The 22,323-nt window shown below is 71.7% G+C and carries 22 protein-coding genes; 13 read left to right on the top strand and 9 right to left on the bottom strand.

All coding sequences use genetic code 11. The features are described from left to right. Positions 1–217: 217 nt before the first annotated feature. Entirely contained in the window at positions 218–796 is a 579-nt protein-coding gene (locus K318_RS0112090) for a hypothetical protein (protein WP_029089672.1), read from the top strand. Between the two features lie 60 nt (positions 797–856). Here the strand turns inward: K318_RS0112090 and K318_RS21540 are convergent, their stop codons facing one another. Beyond that, a complete protein-coding gene (locus tag K318_RS21540; protein ID WP_035281755.1) occupies positions 857–1,936 on the bottom strand; it encodes a 4-hydroxy-3-methylbut-2-enyl diphosphate reductase in 1,080 nt (359 codons plus the stop codon). A 214-nt stretch (positions 1,937–2,150) separates the two neighbouring features. Here K318_RS21540 and xseA point away from each other — a divergent pair, with 214 nt between their 5' ends. Together xseA and K318_RS0112075 are read left to right on the top strand one after the other, a co-directional pair. After that, positions 2,151–3,437 carry an exodeoxyribonuclease VII large subunit gene (xseA, locus tag K318_RS0112080; RefSeq protein ID WP_029089671.1) on the top strand — a complete coding sequence of 429 codons (1,287 nt, stop codon included), beginning with the start codon at positions 2,151–2,153 and terminating at the stop codon, positions 3,435–3,437. Between the two features lie 135 nt (positions 3,438–3,572). Continuing rightward, a complete protein-coding gene (locus tag K318_RS0112075) occupies positions 3,573–3,806 on the top strand; it encodes an exodeoxyribonuclease VII small subunit (protein WP_029089670.1) in 234 nt (77 codons plus the stop codon). Positions 3,807–3,834: 28 nt separating this feature from the next. On the opposite strand, the gene K318_RS23815 is transcribed toward K318_RS0112075, so the two are convergent. Continuing rightward, positions 3,835–4,536 carry a DUF4245 domain-containing protein gene (locus K318_RS23815; RefSeq protein WP_051297940.1) on the bottom strand — a complete coding sequence of 234 codons (702 nt, stop codon included), beginning with the start codon at positions 4,534–4,536 and terminating at the stop codon, positions 3,835–3,837. Positions 4,537–4,750: 214 nt separating this feature from the next. On the opposite strand from K318_RS23815, the gene glpX reads away from it, so the two are divergent. The 3 genes from glpX (at position 4,751) to K318_RS0112055 (ending at position 8,074) form a co-directional block, all read left to right on the top strand. Further along, positions 4,751–5,890 (top strand): class II fructose-bisphosphatase, encoded by a 1,140-nt coding sequence (glpX, locus tag K318_RS0112065; RefSeq protein WP_029089669.1) that lies wholly within the window; start codon positions 4,751–4,753, stop codon positions 5,888–5,890. Continuing rightward, positions 5,890–6,579, top strand: coding sequence for a carbonic anhydrase (locus tag K318_RS21530; protein WP_051297939.1), 690 nt, complete (start codon positions 5,890–5,892; stop codon positions 6,577–6,579). Before glpX ends, K318_RS21530 begins: the two co-directional genes overlap by 1 nt. Before the next feature lie 91 nt (positions 6,580–6,670). Further along, entirely contained in the window at positions 6,671–8,074 is a 1,404-nt protein-coding gene (locus K318_RS0112055) for a class II fumarate hydratase (RefSeq protein ID WP_029089668.1), read from the top strand. A gap of 165 nt (positions 8,075–8,239) precedes the next feature. Here K318_RS0112055 and phoH2 read toward each other — a convergent pair whose 3' ends face one another. After that, positions 8,240–9,478, bottom strand: coding sequence for an RNA 5'-3' helicase PhoH2 (gene phoH2, locus K318_RS0112050; RefSeq protein WP_084500156.1), 1,239 nt, complete (start codon positions 9,476–9,478; stop codon positions 8,240–8,242). Positions 9,479–9,838: 360 nt separating this feature from the next. Continuing rightward, complete coding sequence (locus tag K318_RS0112045) at positions 9,839–10,627, bottom strand: isoprenyl transferase (protein WP_029089666.1); 789 nt, start codon at positions 10,625–10,627, stop codon at positions 9,839–9,841. Positions 10,628–10,712: 85 nt separating this feature from the next. Here K318_RS0112045 and trhA point away from each other — a divergent pair, with 85 nt between their 5' ends. Then, a complete protein-coding gene (gene trhA, locus K318_RS21525) occupies positions 10,713–11,507 on the top strand; it encodes a PAQR family membrane homeostasis protein TrhA (protein WP_035281751.1) in 795 nt (264 codons plus the stop codon). Here trhA and K318_RS21520 read toward each other — a convergent pair. Both K318_RS21520 and mca read right to left on the bottom strand, forming a co-directional pair. Then, positions 11,501–11,881, bottom strand: coding sequence for a hypothetical protein (locus tag K318_RS21520; protein WP_035281749.1), 381 nt, complete (start codon positions 11,879–11,881; stop codon positions 11,501–11,503). The genes trhA and K318_RS21520 overlap by 7 nt on opposite strands. Then, positions 11,878–12,867, bottom strand: coding sequence for a mycothiol conjugate amidase Mca (gene mca, locus K318_RS21515; protein WP_051297938.1), 990 nt, complete (start codon positions 12,865–12,867; stop codon positions 11,878–11,880). Before mca ends, K318_RS21520 begins: the two co-directional genes overlap by 4 nt. Before the next feature lie 114 nt (positions 12,868–12,981). Here mca and K318_RS0112025 point away from each other — a divergent pair, with 114 nt between their 5' ends. Together K318_RS0112025 and greA are read left to right on the top strand one after the other, a co-directional pair. Beyond that, positions 12,982–13,464: a DUF4307 domain-containing protein gene (locus K318_RS0112025; protein ID WP_051297937.1), complete on the top strand. Its 483-nt coding sequence runs from the start codon at positions 12,982–12,984 to the stop codon at positions 13,462–13,464. Between the two features lie 219 nt (positions 13,465–13,683). Then, on the top strand, positions 13,684–14,178 hold the full coding sequence (gene greA / locus K318_RS0112020) for a transcription elongation factor GreA (RefSeq protein ID WP_029089664.1): 495 nt from the start codon (positions 13,684–13,686) through the stop codon (positions 14,176–14,178). 185 nt (positions 14,179–14,363) lie between these two features. On the opposite strand, the gene K318_RS21510 is transcribed toward greA, so the two are convergent. Beyond that, a complete protein-coding gene (locus K318_RS21510) occupies positions 14,364–15,935 on the bottom strand; it encodes an AI-2E family transporter (protein ID WP_051297936.1) in 1,572 nt (523 codons plus the stop codon). A 107-nt stretch (positions 15,936–16,042) separates the two neighbouring features. On the opposite strand from K318_RS21510, the gene K318_RS21505 reads away from it, so the two are divergent. The 3 genes from K318_RS21505 to K318_RS0112000 all read left to right on the top strand — a co-directional run bounded on the left by K318_RS21505 (position 16,043) and on the right by K318_RS0112000 (position 19,678). Continuing rightward, complete coding sequence (locus tag K318_RS21505; RefSeq protein WP_051297935.1) at positions 16,043–16,936, top strand: SGNH/GDSL hydrolase family protein; 894 nt, start codon at positions 16,043–16,045, stop codon at positions 16,934–16,936. Then, complete coding sequence (locus K318_RS0112005) at positions 16,933–17,643, top strand: Maf family protein (RefSeq protein WP_029089663.1); 711 nt, start codon at positions 16,933–16,935, stop codon at positions 17,641–17,643. Before K318_RS21505 ends, K318_RS0112005 begins: the two co-directional genes overlap by 4 nt. A gap of 235 nt (positions 17,644–17,878) precedes the next feature. Further along, the gene (locus K318_RS0112000; RefSeq protein ID WP_051297934.1) at positions 17,879–19,678 is read left to right on the top strand and encodes an acetyl/propionyl/methylcrotonyl-CoA carboxylase subunit alpha; all 1,800 of its coding nucleotides are present in this window, start codon (positions 17,879–17,881) and stop codon (positions 19,676–19,678) included. A gap of 57 nt (positions 19,679–19,735) precedes the next feature. Here K318_RS0112000 and K318_RS0111995 read toward each other — a convergent pair whose 3' ends face one another. Continuing rightward, the gene (locus K318_RS0111995; RefSeq protein ID WP_029089661.1) at positions 19,736–21,160 is read right to left on the bottom strand and encodes an NAD(P)H-quinone dehydrogenase; all 1,425 of its coding nucleotides are present in this window, start codon (positions 21,158–21,160) and stop codon (positions 19,736–19,738) included. Positions 21,161–21,264: 104 nt separating this feature from the next. Next, positions 21,265–21,873 carry a gamma carbonic anhydrase family protein gene (locus tag K318_RS0111990; protein WP_084500136.1) on the bottom strand — a complete coding sequence of 203 codons (609 nt, stop codon included), beginning with the start codon at positions 21,871–21,873 and terminating at the stop codon, positions 21,265–21,267. Between the two features lie 188 nt (positions 21,874–22,061). Between K318_RS0111990 and K318_RS0111985 the strand changes: the two genes are divergently transcribed. Then, positions 22,062–22,310 (top strand): WhiB family transcriptional regulator, encoded by a 249-nt coding sequence (locus K318_RS0111985; RefSeq protein ID WP_029089659.1) that lies wholly within the window; start codon positions 22,062–22,064, stop codon positions 22,308–22,310. Positions 22,311–22,323: the final 13 nt, after the last annotated feature.

Genomic DNA, 22,323 nt, shown 5'->3' with positions numbered 1-22,323 from the left:
GGATCCCCACAGCCAGCCGCAGCCCCAGAACCCGTATGCCGCCCGGCCGCCGCAGAACCCGTATGAGGCCCAGCCGCCTCAGCGTCCGCAGGGTCCGCAGGGTCCGCAGCAGCCGCAGAATCCATCACAGCCGCAGGGGGCGCCTCCGCAGTGGGCCCAGCAACCGCATTACGGGGTCCAGCCGCCGCACGGAGCTCAGCACGGCAGCGGCTCCGGCATGCCAGCCCACGGCTCACCCGCGCAGAGCACCGGCTACCAGTTCCGCTTCCCCGCGGAGTGGCCGCGGAGCGCCGCCGCGCTCAGGCCCAGGTTCGAGCGCGGCTTCTCCAGCATCTTCTCGACCGCGCACATGCCCACGGATGCGAAGATCGGCTACTGGGTGTGGCTCGTGCTGGGCACACTCACGGTCCTGAGCATGATCGGCACCTACCTCTTCGTATTCATCAGCGCACTCGTCAACCCCGTGGTGCTCTGGGGCACGGGGATGGTGAGCCTCTTCGGCACGGTGCGCTGGGGACTGATCCTCGCCTTCATCGCCACCGGGATCATCGGCCTCGCGATGCAGATCGTCCAGCTCTACCTCACGTTGCGCCTGCGCGAGGCTGCGGAATGGGCGCGCATGGCGCTCACGCTCCTCACTCTCGCCGCGGTGGTCTACCAGATCATCATCGCCGCGGTCATCCCCGGACCGGGCACGACGGGCGCCGTCGTCACGGCGGTCCTCTCCGTGGCCCTCCTCGTCCCGTTCTGGCTCCCCCGGGCCAATGCCTGGTTCCTCGCACAGCCTCGGCTCTGATCCCCTGCGAACCCGCACGGCGCCGGTGGGTGCACAGCTCACCGGCCCCGTGCCCTGTGCTCACCGCAGCTCGTGGTCGCGGTCCGCGCCGTCCTTCTTGTTCGAGGTCGCCTGCCCTGCGGCCTTGAGGTCCTTGCGCAGCTCGCGCGGCAGGGAGAACATGAGGTCCTCCTCCGCCGTGCGCACCTCCTCCACCTCGCCGTAGCCGTACTCCGCCAGCAGCCCGAGGAGCTCCTGCACGAGGGTGTCGGGCACGCTCGCCCCGCTCGTCACCCCCACGGTCGCGACGTCGTGGAACCACGCCTCGTCGACCTCCCGCGCGAAGTCCACCCGGTGCGCGGCTTTCGCCCCGTGCTCCAGCGCGACCTCGACCAGGCGCACGGAGTTCGACGAGTTGGCCGAGCCCACGACGAGGACCAGATCGGCCGCGGGCGCGACCTTCTTCACCGCCACCTGGCGGTTCTGCGTCGCATAGCAGATGTCGTCGCTCGGCGGATCCTCGAGCGAGGGGAAGCGCTCCCGCAGAATCCCCACCGTCTCCATGGTCTCGTCGACGCTGAGCGTGGTCTGCGAGATCCACACCAGCTTCTCCGTGCTCTCCAGCTCGACCGTGCGCGCCTCGTCCGGGTTCTGCACGAGGGTGATCGCCTCCGGCGCCTCCCCCATCGTGCCCTCGACCTCCTCGTGCCCGGCATGGCCCACCAGCAGGATCGAGTACCCCTGCTTCGCGAACCGGACAGCCTCCCTGTGCACCTTCGTCACGAGCGGGCAGGTCGCGTCGATGGTGCTCAGCTCCAGCTCCGCGGCCTCGGCGTGGACCTGCGGTGAGACCCCGTGGGCGGAGAACACCACGCGCTCACCGCGCGGCACCTCCGTCGTCTCGTCGACGAACACCGCGCCCCGGGCGGACAGCGTCTCGACCACGTGCCTGTTGTGCACGATCTCCTTGCGCACGTACACGGGCGCGCCGTAGTGCTCGAGCGCCCGCTCCACCGCGATCACCGCGCGATCCACGCCCGCGCAGTACCCCCGCGGAGCGGCCAGCAGCACCCGCTTCTCCCGCCCTTCGGGCTCACGGATCTCGGAGCGGTCTCTACGGCGGCGCGGCATGGCCGGAACAGGGACGGTCACAGCAGTCATGCCCCCGATTCTACGGATCCATCATCAGCGCGGCCTGGACGGCGCCGCGCAGCGACCGCACAGGTCGGCACGGCGCCCCGGAACGGCACCCCCAGCAGCCCTGAAGCTGCGGCCGGGGCTCTCCGGACGCACTCCCCGATCGTCCGTGTCCGTGCTCTCGTCTAGGATCGGAACCCAGTTCGGCCGACGTCAGCGAACCCGCGAGGAGGACGAGATGGCAGAACGGATCACCGGCACCCCCGGCACTCTCGGCGAGCAGCCCGAGCAGGCCCCGCTCGCGGCCACGGCGGCGGAGACCACGCCGGAGAACCCGTGGCCCGTCAGCCTCCTGGCCCACAAGATGAAGGCCTATATCGACCGCATGTCCACCGTGTGGGTCGAGGGCCAGGTGATCGAGCTCAGCAACCGGGCCAAGGCCAGCTACCTCACCCTCCACGACACGACGGAGGACATCTCCCTGCCCGTGCAGATCTGGGGCAATGTCCGCGACCGCCTCGACACCCCGCTGTCCGAGGGCTCCCGTGTGGTCGTTCGCGCCAAGGCCAACTACTGGCTGGCCAAGGGCCGGCTGACGATGCAGGCCTACGACATCCGGGCCGTGGGCCTCGGCGAACTCCTGGCCCGCCTCGAGCAGCTGCGCCAGATGCTCGCCGCCGAGGGGCTCTTCGATCCCGCGCACAAGCAGCGGCTGCCCTTCCTCCCCCACCGCATCGGCCTCATCACGGGACATGACTCGGACGCGCAGAAGGACGTCATCAGGAACGCCTCGCTGCGCTGGCCCGCGGTCGAGTTCGCCGTCCGCAATGCCGCGACGCAGGGCACTCAGGCCGTCCCCCAGGTCATCGAGGCTCTCCGCACCCTCGATGCGGACCCCGAGGTGGACCTCATCGTCATCGCCCGGGGCGGGGGCAGCCTCGAGGACCTCCTCCCCTTCTCCAATGAGGCGCTGGTGCGGGCCGTCTACGCCGCGTCCACCCCTGTCGTCTCCGCGATCGGGCACGAGGCGGACCGGCCGCTCCTCGACGAGGTCGCGGATCTGCGGGCCTCGACCCCCACGGACGCCGCCAAGCGGATCGTGCCGGACGTCGCGGAGGAGCAGATGGGCATCCTGCAGGCCCGCGCCTCTCTCGACGGGATCCTCGACCGCATGCTCACCGCCGAGGCCCGCGCACTGGCGGACGTGCGGGGCCGGCCTGTCCTCGCGAACCCGGAGACGATGCTCACGAGCCGGAAACAGGACGTCGGAGCCCTGCGCGGTCGCGCATGGCAGGCGCAGTCCGGTCTCGTCACCCGAGCGGCGGCGGAGATCGAGCACCTCCGCACACAGGTGCGCAGTCTGTCTCCGCTCAACACGCTCGCCCGCGGCTACGCGGTGGTGCAGACGGAGGACGGCACGGCAGTCCGCAGCCATGAGCAGGTGGCACCTGGGGACGCCGTGACGATCCGGGTCGCCGCCGGCCGCCTCCGCGCCACCGTCGAGGAGTCCGCACCCGCGCGCTGAGGCTCCCGCGCCGCAGTCCTGCCACCCCATCCGAGGAGCCGGCCCGGACCGGCCGGGCCGAGGCCTCCGGCCCGCGCGACGGCCACCTGACCGCACACGAGAACCATGACCGCACAGGAGAACGGAGACGCCGCCATGTCAGAAGCCCCCGAGACCGCACAGCCCGTCGAACAGCTCAGCTACGAGCAGGCGCGCGAGGAGCTGGTCACCACCGTGCGCACCCTGGAGGCGGGCAATCTCAGCCTCGAGGACTCACTCCGGCTCTGGGAGCGGGGCGAGGCACTTGCCGACCGCTGCCAGGCGTGGCTCGAAGGTGCGAAGGACCGCCTCGAGAAGGCGCGCGCGGCCCGGGAGAGCGCGGAGGACTGACCGCACCGGCCTCCTGCGCGCTCCGCTCTCAGCCCGCTGCGTCGCCCTGGCTGGTGAGGGCCTCCTCGGCGATCGCCTCGACCTGCTCCCACGGAGCGCTGCCCATGATGAGGAGGTTCGTCCCCTCGGCGGAGCCGACCAGGGCATGACCGGAGCCGCCCGTGCGCTCGTATCGCGTGAACTGCACGCCCCCGAGCTCGGACTCGCCCGTGGTGGCGTACTCCTCGAGGTGCGCCGCGCTCCAGGACTCGGGCGCATCGGCGGCCACCTGGCGCAGCGAGAGCCACCGCTCCTGCTCCTCATTGACCCAGGAGACGTACCACGTGGGCACTGCGGCAGGCCCCGATTCGCCGAACGTCGCGGAATTCGCGTGCCAGCCCTCCGGGATGTCCGGCACCGCGAGCGGGAAGGCGGCCATCGGCTGCGCGCTCTGTGCGACCTGTGTGTAGTCGACCTCGCGCGTCGGATCCCCCTCGGGCCGCGGCGCGAGCATGAGCGCGACGGCCACGAGGGCGCCGCAGGCCAGCAGGGCGATGACCATGTTCACCCAGTTGTAGTGGCGGCGGATGACGCGCATCTCCTCGCGCGAGCCCGCCCGCGTCCGGGCGAGCGCACGCTCGCCCGGGAACAGCTCGGGCTGCTCCGGGGGCGCGGAGGAGCCGTCGAGCCTCCCGTAGCGCGCCGTGGAGGTGGGCAGGGGCGTGCGCGGTGCGTCTGGCTGGTCGGTCACGGGTCCATTGTCGCCGCTCCCGCGCGCGGTCTCCAATTCCGCAGGTGCCCGCACCGCGGGCACCTGGGCGACGCCGCCGCGGGCACCGGGAGCGCCGCAGCATCTCCCGGATCGCCGTCGCGGGATCCCCAGCGCCCTGCCGCAGCCTCGCGGACGAGACGCGCACCGGATGCGTATGGCGTGGACGTCCCGGCCAGGTGGCACAATGAGGGGTATGCCTGAGAACTCCGAGAGCTCCGCGTCGACGGACGCGCCCGAAATCAAGCAGCACCACGGCGGCGGTCGTCCGGACCCCGACGCGCCTCCGGTCGCGGTCACGGATTCCTGGTCGCAGCGGCTGCGGACGATCGAAGGGGAACCCGACCGCAATCTCGCCCTCGAACTGGTGCGCGTGACCGAGGCCGCTGCGATCGCCGCGGGCCCGTGGGTGGGCCGCGGTGACAAGCTCGCCGCCGACGGCGCAGCAGTCGCCGCGATGCGCAATGTGCTCTCGAGCGTGAGCATGAACGGCACTGTCGTGATCGGCGAGGGCGAGAAGGACGAGGCTCCCATGCTGTTCAACGGCGAGCACGTGGGCGACGGCTCCGGTGCCCGCGTCGACGTGGCGGTCGACCCGGTCGAGGGCACCACCCTCACGGCGCGCGGCATGCCCGGCGCGATCTCCGTCATGGCCGTCTCCGAGGCCGGCGCCATGCTCGATCCCTCGGCTGTGTTCTACATGGAGAAGATCGCAGCCGGCCCGGAGGCGGCGGACTCCGTCGACCTGCGCCTGCCCGTCGCCGAGAACATCCGCCGCGTCGCCAAGGCGAAGGGGACCGATCCCTCGAACGTCACGGTCATCATCCTCGACCGCCCGCGCCACGAGAAGACGATCGCCGAGGTCAGGGAGGCCGGCGCCCGCATCCGGCTCATCACGGACGGCGATGTCGCCGCCGCGATCGCCGCCGCGCGCCCCGGCACCGGCATCGACCTGCTGCTGGGCATCGGCGGCACCCCGGAGGCGATCATCACCGCGTGCGCGATCAAGGCGCTCGGCGGCGTCATCCAGGGCAGGCTCCACCCGCAGGACGAGGCGGAGCGGCAGGCCGCGATCGATCAGGGCCTCGACGTCGATGCGGTCCTCACGACCGACGAGCTGGTGGGCGGCGACAACACCTACTTCGTCGCGACCGGCATCAGCTCCGGCGATCTGCTCGACGGCGTGCGCTACGAGGGCGACAGGGTGCACACGCACTCGCTCGTCATGCGCTCGAAGTCCGGCACCGTCCGCAACGTCTACGCCGAGCATCGCCTCGACAAGACCCATTCCTATGAGGCGGCCGCACGCGAGGCAGCCCTGCGAGGTCTGGTCTGATGCCGGACAGCGCAGCGGACTCCCTCTCCCCGGCACGGCGGTTCACCACCCCGGGCGAGGCGTACGAGGCCCTCATGGAGGGCAACGCGCGCTATGTGGCCGGCACCCCGTCTCACCCCAACCAGGACGTCTCGCGCCGTTCCGCGCTCGCGAACACGCAGGAGCCGTTCGTCTCCCTCTTCGGCTGCTCCGATTCGCGCGTGGCCGCGGAGATGATCTTCGACGTGGGCCTCGGCGACATGTTCGTGGTCCGCACTGCCGGCCAGGTCAGCGACTCCGCCTCGATCGGCACCCTCGAGTACGGCGTCGAGGTCCTCGGCACCCCCCTGCTCGTGGTGCTGGGCCATGACTCCTGCGGCGCCGTCACCGCGGCCGTCGACTCCTACACCACCGGCGAGACCCCCGGCGGCTTCATCGAGGATCTGGTCACGCGCATCCTGCCGTCGGTCGTCCACGCACGAGGAGAGGGGTTCACGGACGTGCAGGGAGCGGTCGTCCAGAACACCATCGACACCGTCATGCGCCTGCCCCGCAGATCCACGCTGATCCGTCGGGCGCTTCGACGCGGATCGCTCGAGATCGTGGGTCTCACCTACCACCTCGCGGACGGTCGCGTGAACCTCGTCTCCCGTCTGGGAGCCGCAGTGAACGACAACGGCAACCCCGTGGATCTCGTCCGCGACCGCTGATCCGCTCTACCCCGTCCACGGGCGGCGCACCCCCGCCGCGGAGTGCCCGCCCACCGTCCCCCAACGCCACCGACCAGGAGCGAAGAAGAGAATGACTCAGGAATACCGCATCGAGCACGACACCATGGGCGAGGTCAGGGTTCCCGCCGACGCGCTCTACCGCGCGCAGACCCAGCGCGCAGTGGAGAACTTCCCCATCTCCGGCAAGACCCTGGAGCGCGAGCACATCGCGGCCCTCGGCCAGGTGAAGAAGGCCGCGGCACGTGCGAATGCCGAGCTCGGCGTCCTGGATTCCCAGCGCGCCGAGGCCATCGCCTCGGCCGCCGACACCGTCATCGCCGGCGAGGTCGATGCGCACTTCCCCATCGACGTCTTCCAGACCGGCTCCGGCACCTCCTCGAACATGAACACCAATGAGGTGCTCGCCACGCTCGCCAACCGCGAGCTCGAGGGCACCGAGGTCGAGGTCCACCCCAACGACCATGTCAACGCCTCGCAGTCCTCCAACGACGTGTTCCCCACCTCAGTACACGTCGCGGTCGCGAACGCGCTCGTGAATGACCTCAAGCCCGCCCTCGAGGTCCTCGCGTCCTCGCTGGAGCGCAAGGCCGCCGAGTTCTCCGACATCGTGAAGTCCGGCCGCACCCACCTCATGGACGCCACCCCGGTCACGCTCGGCCAGGAGTTCGGCGGGTACGCCGCACAGGTGCGCTACGGCATCGAGCGCGTCGACGCCGCCCTCCCCCGGGTGGCCGAGGTGCCCCTCGGCGGCACGGCCGTGGGCACGGGCATCAACACCCCGACCGGTTTCGCGGCGCGGGTCATCGAGCTCCTCGCCGAGCAGACCGGCCTGCCCATCACCGAGGCGCGCAACCACTTCGAGGCGCAGGCCAACCGCGACGGCCTGGTCGAGGTCTCCGGCCAGCTGCGGACGATCGCCTACGGCTTCATGAAGATCAACAACGATCTGCGCTGGATGGGCTCGGGCCCCAACACCGGTCTGGGCGAGCTGCACATCCCCGATCTCCAGCCCGGCTCCTCGATCATGCCCGGCAAGGTCAACCCGGTCATCTGCGAGGCCGCGATCCAGGTGGCGGCACAGGTCATCGGCAACGACACGACGGTGTCTCTGTCGTCCACGAACGGCGCGTTCGAGCTCAACGTGGGCATCCCGGTCATGGCCGCGAACCTGCTCGAGTCCATCCGCCTGCTCGCCAACACCTCGCGCGTCATGGCGGAGAAGATGGTCGACGGCCTCACCGCCAACGAGGAGCGGGCGCGCTTCCTCGCCGAGGCCTCCCCCTCGATCGTCACGCCGCTGAACAAGGTGATCGGCTACGAGTCGGCCGCGAAGATCGCCAAGCACGCCGTGGCGAACAAGATGACCGTCAAGGAGGCCACGATCGCGCTGGGCTTCGTGGAGGACGGCTCCATCACCGAGGCCGACCTGGACAAGGCACTCGATGTCACCACGATGATCGGCGACTACCGCTGATCTGACCCCACGCGCGGGGGCGCCGGAGCCGCGAGCTCCGGCGCCCCTCGTCTGCTCTGCGCACTCGTGTCTCAGTCTGCGTCGAGAATCCGGCACGATCTCGACGCAGACTGAGACATGAGCAAGAACTGAGACATCAGCGGGAACTGATGCCTGAACGCACCCTCACACCAGCTCGTACTCCTCCAGCACCTCGGTCACGAGGGCCGCGATCGCGGAGCGCTCCGAGCGCATGAGCGTCACGTGCGCGAACAGCGGATGCCCCTTGAGCCGGTCCACCACCGCAGTGATCCCGTCGTGCCGGCCCACCCGCAGGTTGTCGCGCTGGGCCACATCGTGGGTGAGCACGACCCGGGAGTTCGCCCCCAGCCGGGAGAGCACCGTGAGCAGCACCGCCCGCTCCAGCGACTGCGCTTCGTCGACGATGACGAAGGAATCGTGCAGCGAGCGCCCGCGGATGTGCGTGAGCGGAAGCACCTCCAGCAGGCCCCGGTGCAGCACCTCGTCGATGACGTTCTGGCTCACGAGCGCTCCCAGGGTGTCGAACACCGCCTCCGCCCAGGGATTCATCTTCTCGCCCTCGCTGCCGGGCAGGTAGCCGAGGTTCTGCCCGCCCACCGCATAGAGCGGCCGGAACACCTTGACCGAGGAGTGCGTCCGGTCCTCGAGCACCGCCTGCAGACCCGCCATGAGCGCGAGCGCGGACTTCCCCGTGCCCGCCCTGCCGCCGAGGCTCACGATCCCCACGCTCTCATCGCTGAGGATGTCGATCGCCACGCGCTGCTCGGCAGACCGCCCCTGCACGCCGAACACGTTCTGGTCCCCGCGCACCAGCTTGATCGTACGGGGACCCGTCACCCGGCCCAGCGCCGAGCCGCGCGGACCCGAGAGCACCAGGCCGCTGCCCACGACCTCGGCGGCGGCCTTCTCCGTCACGAGCCGGCCGGCCTCGAACAGCCGCTCCATCGCCTCCTCGTCGAGGTCCAGGGCGGACATCCCGGTGTACTCCGCGTCCGTCGTCTGCTCGTTCCGGTACTCCTCGGCCGCAAGCCCGAGCGCAGCGGCCTTCACCCGCATCGGCACGTCCTTCGTCACCACCACGACATGGGCGCCCTCGGCCTGCAGGTTCCGCGCGACCGCGATGATCCGGGTGTCGTTCTCGCTCCGGTCGAAGGCCACGGGCAGCGCCGAGGCGTCGATGTGGTTGAGCTCGACCCTGACCGTCCCGCCCTCGCCGCCCACCGGCACGGGGGCATCGAGCCGGCCGTGCTCCTGCCGCATCTCGTCGAGCAGGCCCAGCGCCCGTCTCGCCGTGAAGCCGAGCTCCGGGTGGTGCCGCTTGCCCTCCAGTTCGGAGACCACGACCAGCGGGATGACCACCTCGTGCTCGGCGAATCTGAGCATCGCCCGAGGGTCCGCGAGCAGCACCGAGGTGTCGAGAACGTATGTGACGGATGTGCGCACCAGGAGTTCCCCTTTGCGTCATCGGATCGGGGCCGCACGCCGCGGTCGGGTGCGCCCCGTCTTCGACTCAGGCGCTGCCCACCGCTGAGGTGTGGACCCGAGCCGGCTTCCTGCCGACGCCTCTCACGCTAGCCCCGGGCAGGCCTGCGACCGTGGGGAACGGGAGTGCGTCACGTGACGATTGCGTGAATGCGGACTGAACCCGCCGCCGAGGCGGTGCCCCGTTCGCGTCTCAATCCACGTCGAGAATCGAGCCCGGCACCGAAGCAGACCGAGACACCAGCGCAGACTGAGACACCGCTACTTCCCGTAGCGCCGGCCCCGCTCCGCGTAGTCCCGCAGCGCCCGCAGGAAGTCCGTCCGCCGGAACGCGGGCCAGTACACCTCGCAGAAGTAGAACTCCGTGTACGCGCTCTGCCAGATGAGGAAGCCCGAGAGGCGCTGCTCGCCGGAGGAGCGGATGATGAGGTCCGGATCCGGCTGCCCCTTGGTATAGAGGTGCTCGGAGATGCCCTCCTCCGTCACGGCCTCGATCGCCTGCTCCAGGCTCTCGCCGGCCTCGGCGCGCTCGGTGAGCAGCTCGCGCACAGCGTTGACGATCTCCTGCCGGCCGCCGTAGCCGGCCGCCACATTCACCCTCACCCGGGCCGCGCCGGCGCCACCGGGCCCCGCCGTCGAGGCCTCGGCGGCGGCCGTGAGCCGGCCCCGCAGGTCCTCCGGGAGCATGCCCAGATCCCCCACCAGGCGCACCTCGCACGCATCGCGGGCGGCGATGTCGTCGACCAGGTCCCCGATGATCCCGCCGAGGGCGGAGACCTCCTCCGCGCTGCGCTGCAGGTTCTCCTTCGACAGGACGTAGAGGGTCACGACCTCGATGCCCAGCTCCTCGCACCAGCCGATGAACTGGAGGATCTTCTGCGCTCCCGCGCGGTGGCCGTCCACCGTCGTCTGCCCGAACTCCCTCGCCCAGCGCCGGTTGCCGTCCGTGATGACCCCCACGTGCCGGGGCAGCCTGCCCGTGGGCTCGAGCCCCGCCGCGATCCTCCGGTTGTAGAGCCGATAGAGCCATTTGGGCGGCTGGGGCTGCATGTGGGGTTCTCCTGGAACGTGCGTGAGTCGTCGGCCGAGACGGTGTGTCAAGGCCGTTCTCAGGCCCTCACTCTACTATCTGAGGATGGAGCACCTCATCGCAGCAGACGGACGCCACGAGGCCACGGCCTCGCGCGGCAGCCCCGACGACTCCGCCGCCCGGCCCGAGGCGCCCGCCCGCACCCCGCGTGCGCTCGGTCCCCAGCGCCGCGCCGCACTCCGCACGGAGCTCAGCCGGCTCGCCGGTCAGATCCGGCCCAGCTGGCGCGGCTGGATCCATGCAGGGGCGTTCCCTCTGGCGGTCCTGGGCGGTCTCGCGCTCGTCATCATCTCGCCCACCGTCGCCTCGCGCCTGGCCGCGGCCGTCTTCGCGATCACGGGCATGCTGCTGTTCGGCACCTCCGCGGTCTACCACGCCGGGCACTGGCGCACCCGCGTGAAGCTCCTGCTGCGCCGCATCGACCATGCGAACATCTTCCTCATCATCGCCGGCACCTATTCGCCGCTCGCGGTCCTCTGCCTGCCTCCGCGGCAGGCGCTCACGCTGCTGGCGGTCATGTGGTCAGGCGCGCTGCTGGGAGTTGCGTTCCGCCTCCTGTGGACGACGGCGCCGCGCTGGCTGTTCGTGCCCGTCTACGTGGCGATCGGCCTCGCCGGCGTCGGCTATGTGCCGGGCATCTGGACCGAGAGCCTGCCGGTGGGCATCCTCGTGGTGACGGGCGGTGCGCTCTACATCGCCGGAGCTGTGGTCTACGGCCTCAAACGGCCGGATCCGGTGCCGGCGGTGTTCGGCTTCCACGAGATCTTCCACACGCTCACGGTGCTCGGCTACGGATGCCACCTCGCCGCGCTCATCGTCGCCGCCGCGCACCACTACTGAGCGCGCGGACCGCCGCTCGCCCCGGACTCGGGTGCTGCCTCCGCAGGGCCCTCCGCAGAACCGGAAGTCCCGGGCTCGGAGGCGCCGGCCGCGCCTCCGACCTCCGACTCGGCCGCGATGCGCCGGCGGGGCTCCCGCTCCACCGGGATCGCGTGGTGGCGGACCACGCCGGCGCGGGCCCGCATCCGCCGCTGACGCGCAATGAGGTTGCGCGCGAGGAGGACCACTGCGACCGCGACGAAGAACGTCGCGAGGAAGCCGAGGGTCCCCGGCGTCACCACCTCGGCATCCGGATAGGCGCCCTCCTGGGGTACGGGGGTCTCGCCTCCTGCGAGCATGCTGAAGGCCGCGCCGGCGATGGCGGCGGGGCTCACCGCGCCCCCTCGGCCTGCAGCACCTCGGCGGCGGTGATGAGACCCGCGGGCACCCGCTCCCCGGAGTCGCGGAGCACGCCCTCGAAGAGGTCGCTCTCGACGAAGTCCTCGTGCGGCAGCGCCTCGCGCCCCGTGAGGTCGAGTGCGAGCTCGAACTCCTCGAAGGGCCAGTGCTTCTTCGCCATCTCCCGATGGCCGGAGAAGAAGCCGCCGTTCGGGTCGATCTGCGTGGCGTGGGAGAGCAGGGCGCGGTCGCGGGCGTCGATGAACTCCGCGCAGGGGACGCTGGCCGTCAGCCAGGTGTCCCGGTCGCGGTCCCGCTCCCGGAGCCACTCGAGGCGCTCGGCGAAGGGCGACTCCTCACCGGCGGCGAGCATCCGCTCGTGCAGCGTGAGGAACTTCTTCCCGGAGAGGTCCTGGTTGTAGTAGACCTTCTGCACCTGCCAGGGCTCACCCAGCTCCGGATTGGCCTCGGGGTCCGCTGCCCGCTCCACCGCGAGCATCGTGACGAGGTGCGTCTTGATGTGGTCCGGGTGAGGGTAGCCGCCCCGCTCGTCGTAGGTCGTCACGACCTGCGGGCGGAACCGGCGGATGAGCTCGACGAGCGGGCGGGCCGCGACCTCGTCCGGCACGCGGTAGAAGACCCCCTTGGGGAGCAGCTCGTCGAAGTCCCCGTCCGGCAGGCCGGAGTCCACGTAGCCCACCCAGGCGTGCTCGACGCCCAGCTCGCGGGCGGCGGCGGCCATCTCGTCCCGGCGGAGCCCTGCGATGTCGCGGATCGCCGCGGGAGAGCCCTCCAGCGCCGGGTTGAGGATGTCCCCGGCCTCGCCGCCGGTCATCGTCGCGACCATCACACGCGCTCCCAGCGCCGCGTACTTCGCCGTCGTGGCTGCGCCCTTCGACGATTCATCGTCCGGGTGCGCGTGCACGGCGAGCAGCCGCAGACCCGAGTAGGGGCCGGACTGGCGCTCGTCCCGCTTGTGCATGAGTCCTCCGTGTCGACTTCCCTGCGCGCACGTGCGCGCAGGCCCCTACAGGGTAGTCGGTGCACCTGACGACCGCACGTCGGAGCGGCTGACGGCATCTGAGAGAATGGGCACGTGACTGCACCGCCCGATCTCTCCTCCCGCTACGGCAAGCGCATGCCCGCAGCCCTGTCCGGTGCGCCGGCGCACGGCGGCACGGCGGGCGCCTCCGCCTCGGGCAGGCCGCGGCGCAGGCGCACCGCGGCGATCGCGACCGCTGCCGCCCTCGCCATCGGCTGTGCGGCGATCGGCTGGATCGCCTTCTCCCCCGCGGACTCCCCGCAGGGCGGCAAGAACCTCAGCTACGAGGTCGTCGACTCGACGCTCACCCGCGCCACCGTCTCCGTCGTCCCGGACGCGCAGCGCGACATCACGTGCGGGATCCGGGCGATCAACGAGCACGATGCCGTGGTGGGCTACGTCGAGAGGGACGTCCCGGCCGATCCCGCCGCGGACGCCTCGGACCCGGTCGTGCTCCACGCGGAGATCGCCACGACGCAGCTCGCCGCCAGCGGTCACATCGACGCGTGCTGGTTCGCGGACTCCCCTCCGGGCTGAGGAGCGCCTGTTCCGGACGGGGCCCGGAAGGGGCACAGCAGAGCCGGCCTCCGACTGCGGTTGAGATGCACCGCCCTTGCCGATATGATTCGTGTCTCAGGAACGATCCCGGATGGCAGACGTTGCCTCCGGGATCAATCACTGCCGGGAACGCGGGTCCGACCGACCGCATCCCCGAGGCCCGCAGACATGCGGGCCTTTCGCACACGAGGAGGCGCAATGACCGAAGAAGTCACCGGCGAGGAGACCTGGCTGAGCCAGGAGGCCTTCGATCGGCTCTCGGAGGAGCTCGAACACCTCTCGGGGCAGGGCCGCGCGGAGATCGCGGAGAAGATCGACGCCGCCCGCGAGGAGGGCGATCTCAAGGAGAACGGCGGCTACCACGCAGCCCGCGAGGAGCAGGGCAAGATCGAGGCGCGCATCCGCCAGCTCGAGCACCTGCTGCGCCATGCCACGGTGGGCGGGGCGAGCACGGACTTCAGCACGGCCTCACCGGGCACCGTCATCACCGCGAAGGTGGCGAGCCGTGAGATGCGGTTCCTGCTGGGCTCGCGCGAGATCGTCGGCTCCGATTCGGATATCGACGTCGTCTCCGAGGCCTCCCCGCTGGGAGCGGCGGTCAACGGCGCCAAGGTCGGAGACTCGACCTCCTACGAGGCGCCCAACGGCAAGTCGATCTCCGTCACGGTCGAGAAGGTCGAGCCCTTCGCCTGAGCGGAGCACGCTCACGGATCCGCTGATCCGCCCGCACATCACGGCGCCCGGCACAGGACGAGTCCCTGTGCCGGGCGCTGACGTTCCCGGCCGCTGACGGCCCGCCGGCCGGCCGACTGCAGAGCGCCGCCCGCGGGGAGCGCTCCCCGCGGGCGGCGAGGCCCGGCCCTCCGGCCGGCGTCCGCTCAGCCCTCTTCGGGCGGGCGCGGCGTGCGGGGCCCTCCGCCCTCGCCTGTCACCGGATCCGCGGCAGTGCCGTCCTCGGCGGCGGCACGCGGGCCCGGATCGGTGCGCAGCGAATACTCGCCCCGGCGTCCCGCCTCGGCTCCGGACTGCGAGGCGGGCGAATCCGCCGCACGGTCCTGCGACGCCGTTCCCGCGTCCGGCCCGGAGGAGACGGGCACCCCATCGGCACCGGCCTGCCCGGCGGCCGCCGTCCCGGCGGGATCGGCCTCGGCACCGTGCCTCCGGGCGAGCTCCCGCTCCAGCTTCGGCGGATCGTCCCCGCCGCCGTCGGCGTCCGAGGCGAAGATGTCGTGGCCGGCCAGGAACCGCACGATCGTGTTCGCCACTGCGATGACCGGGACTGCGAAGAGCGCACCGACGATCCCGAACAGGAAGCCTCCCGCCGCCACCGCGAGCAGCACCGCGAGCGGGTGCACCGAGACCGCCTTGCCCATGATGAACGGCTGGAGCACATTGCTCTCGATCTGCTGCACGGCCAGCACGATCGCCAGCATGATGAGCGCGGAGACGAAGCCCTGTGACACGAGCGCCACGAGCACCGCGATGATGCCGGTGAGCACGGCTCCGACGACGGGCACGAACGAGGCCATGAACACGAGCAGGGTGAGCGGGATGACGAGCGGCAGCCCCAGGAAGAACGCGCCGATGCCGATCCCCACGGCGTCCACGGCCGCGACGATGATCTGCACCCGCACGTACTGCACGAGCGTCTGCCAGCCGCGCAGCAGCGCGCCCTCAGTCTTGGCCCGCGCAGGCCGCGGCAGGAGGCCGATGCCCCAGGAGAACATGCGCCGGCCGTCGAGCAGGAAGAAGAACGCCGTGAACAGCGCGAGCACGAGTCCGGTGAGGAACGTGCCCACCGAGGTCACCGCGCCCGCGGCGCCGCCGGCCAGGTTCGAGGCGTTGTCCTCGAGGTACTGCACGCCCTGGTCGATCGCGGCATCGACCTGCTCGGAGATGAGCGAGGAGTCGATGCCGAAGGGATTGGAGTTCAGCCAGTCGGAGATCGCGAGGAAGCCCGCCACGACCTGATCCGAGAGGTCCTGGAAGCCCACCACGATCTGCTGCCCCACCAGCGTGAGGATGCCGACCACGAGCACGATGAATCCCAGGAAGACCGCGGCGGTCGACAGCCCCCGGGGCCAGCGGTGCTTCTGCAGGAAGCTGTTGAGCGGAGTGAGGAGCGCGGCGATGAGGAGCGCGACGAGCGCCGGGATGAGCACCATCGTGATCTGCGAGAGCAGCCACAGGGCCACCCCCACCGCCGCCAGCACCACGAGCCCGCGCCAGCTCCACGCAGCCGCCAGCCGGAACGGCGGCGACACATAGGGCTCATAGGCCCCGCGGCCCAGTTCGTCCTCGGTGGGCTCGGTGAACTCCATCGGACCGGCCTCCGGCGCTCCCAGGATCGAGCCGCCCGGCTGCTGTGTGACACCCTCGCCGAAGCTCCGCAACCCCCGCCATGCGTTCTGCAGGCGCTGCGAGACGCCCGGTCTCTGCTGTTCAGACATGCCTCCAAGACTAGTACGGCTGTAGGCTCTTCGCGGCGGCGAAAAGCCGCCGGGTGCGCACTCCCCGCGCATCCGCAGGAACAGTACGGACGGCGAGGTGCCCGGACATGCGACGCAGGACGGCAGCGGGTCTGGCGGTCTCCGTGCTCGCGCCCGTGCTCCTCGCGAGCGCCGGCAGCACCCTGCTCCGCCTCCAGGCGAGCCGCCTGCGCGAGGAGTTCGATGCGGCCGCCCCCGCTCCCGGCACGGTCCTTCCCGTGCACCGCGAGGTGGTTCCCGCAGCCGTGCCCGAGGCCGCGGCTGCCGAGGCCGCCGCAGCAGGCGGGACAGCGCCTCCCGAGACAGCGCCTCCTGAGGCGGCACTCCCCGAAGCCGCCCTCGCCGTCATCGGCGACTCCTGGCTCGCGGGGACGGGGCCCGAGGCGCCGGCCGCCCTCATCGCCCACGGTCTCGCCGCGGTCACCGGCTCGGCCGTCCGCCTGTCCAACTGCGCTGTGCCCTCGGCGCGCGCGGAGGGCGTGAGCGAGCAGGTCGACCGGGTCGTCTCCGACCCCCATCTGGCCCGGGCCGCAGGCCTGCGCATCGCCGTCGTCTCGATGGGCACCGGCGATGTCGTCCACCCCGTCACCGGATCGCTCACGCTGGGCGTGCTCACCTCCGCGCTCACGCGGCTGGAGCGGGCCGGCTTCGCCACCGTGGTGCTGTGCTGCCCCAACCTCTCCTCCCTGCCCGCCATCAGGAATCCGCTGCGCACCGTCATCCGCCGCTCCTCCCGGGTCGTCGCGGGCTCCCAGCACCTCGCGGCGCTGGCCGCGGGCGCCCTTCCCCTGTCGACGACGCGCATCCTCTCCGGCACCACCCGCGTGGGCCTCGTCGATCCCTCCGGCCAGCGCCCCAGCCGCCTCGGCGCCTCCCAGCTCGCCGCCGCCGTCGTCTCCGCGATCGCCGAGCGCCTCGCCGCGCCCCGCACCTCCGTCCCCCGACCCGAGGACCCCGCATGACCGCTCCGTCCCCGCGCCTGCTGCTGGCCTCGGCCTCCCCCTCCCGCAGGCGGATCCTCCGCGCGGCCGGCATCGAGCCCCTCGTCCTCGCCTCCGAGGTCGACGAGGACGCTCTCGAGGCCGCGCACCCGCACGCCGACGTGCACGAGCTCGCCTCCCTCCTCGCCGAGGCGAAGGCACGCAGCGTGCTCGCACAGCTCGAGGCGGGCGCCCCGGCGGCGATCGCCGGAGACGCTCCCCTCGACCCCTCCGTGCGCACCCTCGTCCTCGTCGCCTGCGATTCCGTGCTGGAACTCGACGGGCGGCCCGTGGGCAAGCCGCACACCGCACACCGCACACGCGAGCTGTGGGACCGCATGGCCGGGACCTCCCCCGTGCTGTGGAGCGCTCACTGGGCGGGCCTCCTCACACGTGAGTCCGCCCAGGCCCCGTGGACACTCACCGACCATCGTGCGGCGGCAGGTGCGACCACGGTCCGCCTCGCCTCGCCCGAGCCCGAAGAGCTCGAGGCCTACATCCGCACCGAGGAGCCCTTCGAGGTCGCCGGTGCGCTCACGATCGACGGCCTCGGCGGCGCCTTCGTCACCGGCATCGACGGCGATCACCACAATGTGATCGGCCTGAGCCTGCCGCTCCTCCGCCGCCTCCTCGCGGACATGGGCGTGCGCTGGACGGACCTCTGGAACGCGCCGGGCGCCCTGGGCTGACTCAGCACCCGCGCCCGACCGGCGCCCGCTGAGCTGACCCAGCGGGTGCGCACACGCCTGAGCGCCCGCCCGCCGACGCTCACACCCTCACCGGTCACCTCGAAGCCTGCCAGCCGCATTTGTCACCGGCCGACAAAGGGTTCGCGTTCGCCCATATATTCGGCGAGGCTGTTCCGCAGTCGCGCCGCGCACCCCGCGTCGCACCGCCCGCGCCCCCACACGTCGAGGAGAACCGATGACCGCGTCACCCCTGGCCGAGGCAGTCACGCACACGTCCGCGCCGCGCCCGCTCACCCGCGTGCTGATCGCGAACCGCGGCGAGATCGCCCTCCGCGTCATCCGCGCCTGCCGTGATCTGGGGCTGTCCTCCGTCGCCGTCTACACGGCCGCCGATGCCCGCTCGCCCTATGTCGAGCTCGCCGACGACGCCTACCGCCTCGAGGGCACGGGCCCGCAGGAGACCTTCCTCTCCATCCCGGCGCTGCTCGCGATCGCGAAGCGCTCCGGGGCCGATGCGGTGCACCCCGGCTACGGCTACCTGGCCGAGAGCGCCGAATTCGCCGCCGCCGTCGCCGAGGCCGGGCTCACCTGGGTGGGGCCCAGCGCCTCCGCGATCACCGCCCTCGGCGACAAGACCGGAGCCCGCGCCGTCGCCGAGGCCGTGGGCGCCCCCATCGCCCGCGGTTCGGCCGGTGCGGTCGCCAGTGCCGAGGAGGCCCTGCGCATCGCCGAGGACATCGGCTACCCCGTGGCGGTCAAGGCCGTCCACGGCGGCGGCGGACGCGGCTTCCGCACCGCCGCGGACTCCCGCGAGCTGCCCACCGCCTTCGAGGCGGCCTCGCGCGAGGCAGTCTCCGCCTTCGGTCGCGGCGAGTGCCTGCTCGAGCAGCAGATCGTCCGCCCCCGCCACATCGAGACCCAGTGCCTCGCCGACGCCCACGGCGGCGTCCGCGTGCTCTCCACCCGCGACTGCTCCCTGCAGCGCCGCAACCAGAAGGTGGTCGAGGAGGCCCCGGCCCCCGGCCTCACCGCCGAGCAGGAGCGGGTGCTGGAGGAGGCCTCGGCGAAGATCCTCACCCACGTGGGCTATGTGGGCGCGGCCACCTGCGAGTTCCTGCTGGGCGCGGACGGACGGCTGTCGTTCATGGAGGCCAATGCGCGCATCCAGGTCGAGCACACCGTCACGGAGGAGGTCACCGGGGTGGACCTCGTCGCATGGCAGCTGCGGATCGCGGCCGGGGAGCGCCTCCCCGCCGCCTTCCCCGCTCCGCGCGGCCACGCGTTCCAGTTCCGCATCAACGCGGAGGACCCCGCCGCCGGCTTCTTCCCCGCGACCGGTGCCGTCTCCGCCCTCCGGGAGCCCTCGGGCCCCGGCGTGCGCATGGATTCGGGCATCGCCGAGGGCTTCCACGTGGGCACGGACTTCGACCCCATGCTCGCCAAGCTCGTCGTCACGGGCGAGAGCCGCGAGGCCGCGCTCGCCCGCAGCCGCCGCGCCCTGGCCGAGTACCGCCTCGAGGGCGTGGCCACGCTCCTGCCGCTGCACCGTGCGCTCGTCGAGGCCCCCGACTTCGCCGGGAGCGAGCCCTCCGTGCACACGAAGTGGCTGGAGGAGGACTTCGTGCCCGCCTGGACCGCTTCCCTCACACCCGTGGGAGCCTCGTCCGCCGAGGCGCCGGCCGAGGACGTCGAGATCGTGGTCGAGGTCGACGGGCACAGGCTCACGGTGTGCGTGCCCGCCGCCCTGGCCGCACCGCCTGCGCCGGAGCGCAGGCCCCGCCGACGGATCACCCGCCGGGAAGCCGCCGCCGCGCAGGCCGCCTCCGGCCTCACCGCACCCATGCAGGGCACCATCGTCACGGTGGACGTGGCCCCCGGCGACCGGGTCTCCGCGGGTGATCGGCTCGCCGTCATCGAGGCGATGAAGATGGAGCAGCCGCTCAAGGCCCCCAACGACGCGGTCGTCAGGGCCGTCGCAGTGTCCGCCGGCTCCGCCGTGCGCTCCGGCGACGTCCTCGTCGAGTTCGAGGACTGAACCGGCAGAGGAGCCCGCGCACCGGACGCCGAGCTCCGGGCGGCCGGACGCCCGACCTCAGGCCTGGTGGTGGTGCAGCTTCCGCGCGGCCTCCGTCACGGAGCCGGAGAGCGAGGGGTAGACTACGAAGCTGCTGGCCAGCTGGTCGACCGTGAGCCGGTTCTCCACCGCCATCGTGATCGGCAGGATGAGGTCGCTGGCCCGCGGCCCCACCACGACGCCGCCCAGCACGGAGCCGGAGCCGCGCCGGGCGAAGATCTTCACGAACCCCTCCTCGATGCCGAGCATCTTGGCCCGCGCATTCGTCTGCAGCGGCTGGGTGACGGTCTCGATCCCGTAGGCGTCGTTGCGGTAGTCGGACTGCGTGAAGCCCACCGTCGCGATCTCGGGCTGCGTGAACACGTTCGAGGCGACATTGCGCAGCCGCAGCGGGAAGACGGCATCGCCGAGGGCGTGGAACATCGCGATCCGTCCCTGCATCGCGGCGACGGAGGCCAGCGGCATGACGTTGGTGCAGTCGCCGGCGGCGTAGATGCCCGGCACGGAGGTGCGCGAGACGCCGTCGACCTGGATGTGGCCGCTGTCCTCCACCCGGACGCCCGCGGCCTCGAGCCCCACGTCCTCCGTGTTGGGCACCGAGCCCACCGCCATGAGGCAGTGGCTGGCCTTGACGATGCGCCCGTCGGCCAGGGTGACGACGACCCCGCCCGTCTCCTCGTCGCGCACCACGGACTCCGCCCGCGAACGCGAGAGCACGTTCATGCCGCGGGAGCGGAAGACGTTCTCCAGCACCTCCGCGGCGTCCTCGTCCTCACCGGGCAGCACGCGGTCCCGGGAGGACACGAGGGTGACGCGGCAGCCCAGCTCGTTGTATGCCGAGGCGAACTCGGCACCCGTCACACCGGAGCCCACCACGACGAGGTGCTCAGGCATCTCCTCCAGGCCGTAGAGCTGCGTCCAGGTGAGGATCCGCTCCCCGTCCGGCACCGCCGAGGGCAGCTCACGCGGATGGGCGCCCACGGACACGAGGATCGTGTCCGCGTCCAGCTCGTACTCCGAGCCGGAGTGCTCCGCGACGGCCACGCGGCCCCGCCCGGCGATGCGCGCGGTGCCGCCGATGATCTTCACGCCGGCGCGCACGAGGCCGTCGCGCACGTCCGTCGCCTGCGCGTCGGCCAGCCCCAGGATGCGGGTGTTGATGGCGGAGAGGTCCGCGGCGACGGCCCCCGTGCCGCTGTCCGGGCCCTCCGGGCGCAGGCCGAAGTCCCGGCCGCGGTTGGACTGGCCCATCACCTCGGCCGTCGCGATGAGCGACTTCGAGGGGACCACGTCCGTGAGCACGGCGGAGCCGCCGCAGCGGTCGCGTTCGATGAGCATGACATCGGCGCCCAGCTGGGCGCCGATGAGCGCCGCCTCGTAGCCTCCCGGGCCGGCGCCGATGATGACGACACGGTTCTGCGAGCGATCCAGTACATTCTTCACCCGGCCATTGTGTCAGAGCGCGGAGACGCGCAGGACAGCACCGGGAGGCTCAGGACCGCGCCGGCGGAGGTGCAGCGCGCCTCCGCGCCGGAGAGCGGCCGGTCTCACAGGATGACGGCGCGCTCCGTGTGGATCTGTGCGATCTCCCGGTAGCTGCGCCAGTTGCGGTCGATGTGGGCGATCCCCTCCTCGTCGAGCTCCCGGCGCACCTTGCCGGGCACCCCGGCCGCGAGCGAGCGCTCCGGGATCTCAGCCCCCTCGAGGATCAGCGCGCTCGCGGCCACGAGGGTGTGCGAGCCCACCACGGCGCCGTTGAGCACAGTTGCCTTCATGCCGATGAGGCAGTCGCTGGCGATCGTGCAGCCGTGGATCATCGCCGCATGGCCGATCGAGACGCGATCGCCCACCGTCACGTCGAAGCCCGGATCGCAGTGCATGACGGTGTTGTCCTGGACGTTGGTGTCCTCCCCGATGGTGATCCGCGCCCGCTCCGCGCGCAGCACGCAGCCGTAGTAGACAGCCGAGCGAGCGCCCACGCGCACATCGCCGATGAGCGTCGCACCCGGCGCGATGAAGGCCGTCTCGTGGATCTGCGGGGCCCTCCCGTCGACCTCGATGAGGCGGACGTCAGCGAGGCGCCCCGGCCGGACGGGGGCGGGGGCGGACAGGGCGGAGGGGTGCGCAGAGGGGTCCGCGGGCGTGTTCTGGCTCATACCGATACATGCAATCACACCGTCATTCCTGTCAGAAACTTCACACGCCGAACATCTTGTCCTGTTCTGGCCTGCGTGTGATCCTGGGTGCACACCGTTTCTACCGCTCGTAGACTCCGCGCCGTCGGCACCCAGTGCCCTGCCGCGCGCAGGGGACGAGCGGCTCCCCTACTCCCTGAGAGGAATCCATGGACTGGCGCCACAACGCAGCGTGTCTCAATGAGGATCCCGAACTGTTCTTCCCCATCGGCAACACCGGCCCCGCCCTGCTCCAGATCGAGGAGGCCAAGAAGGTCTGCCGCCGGTGCGAGGTCGTCGAGACCTGCCTCCAGTGGGCGCTCGAGAGCGGCCAGGACGCCGGCGTGTGGGGCGGGATGAGCGAGGACGAGCGCCGTGCGCTCAAGCGCCGCGCCGCCCGCGCCCGCCGGGCCGGCTGAGCGCCGCCCGCTT

Origin of the sequence: Brevibacterium album DSM 18261 (assembly GCF_000426445.1) — a bacterium.
GTDB lineage: Bacteria > Actinomycetota > Actinomycetes > Actinomycetales > Brevibacteriaceae > Brevibacterium > Brevibacterium album.
This window is presented reverse-complemented; position numbering and strand designations above follow the sequence as displayed.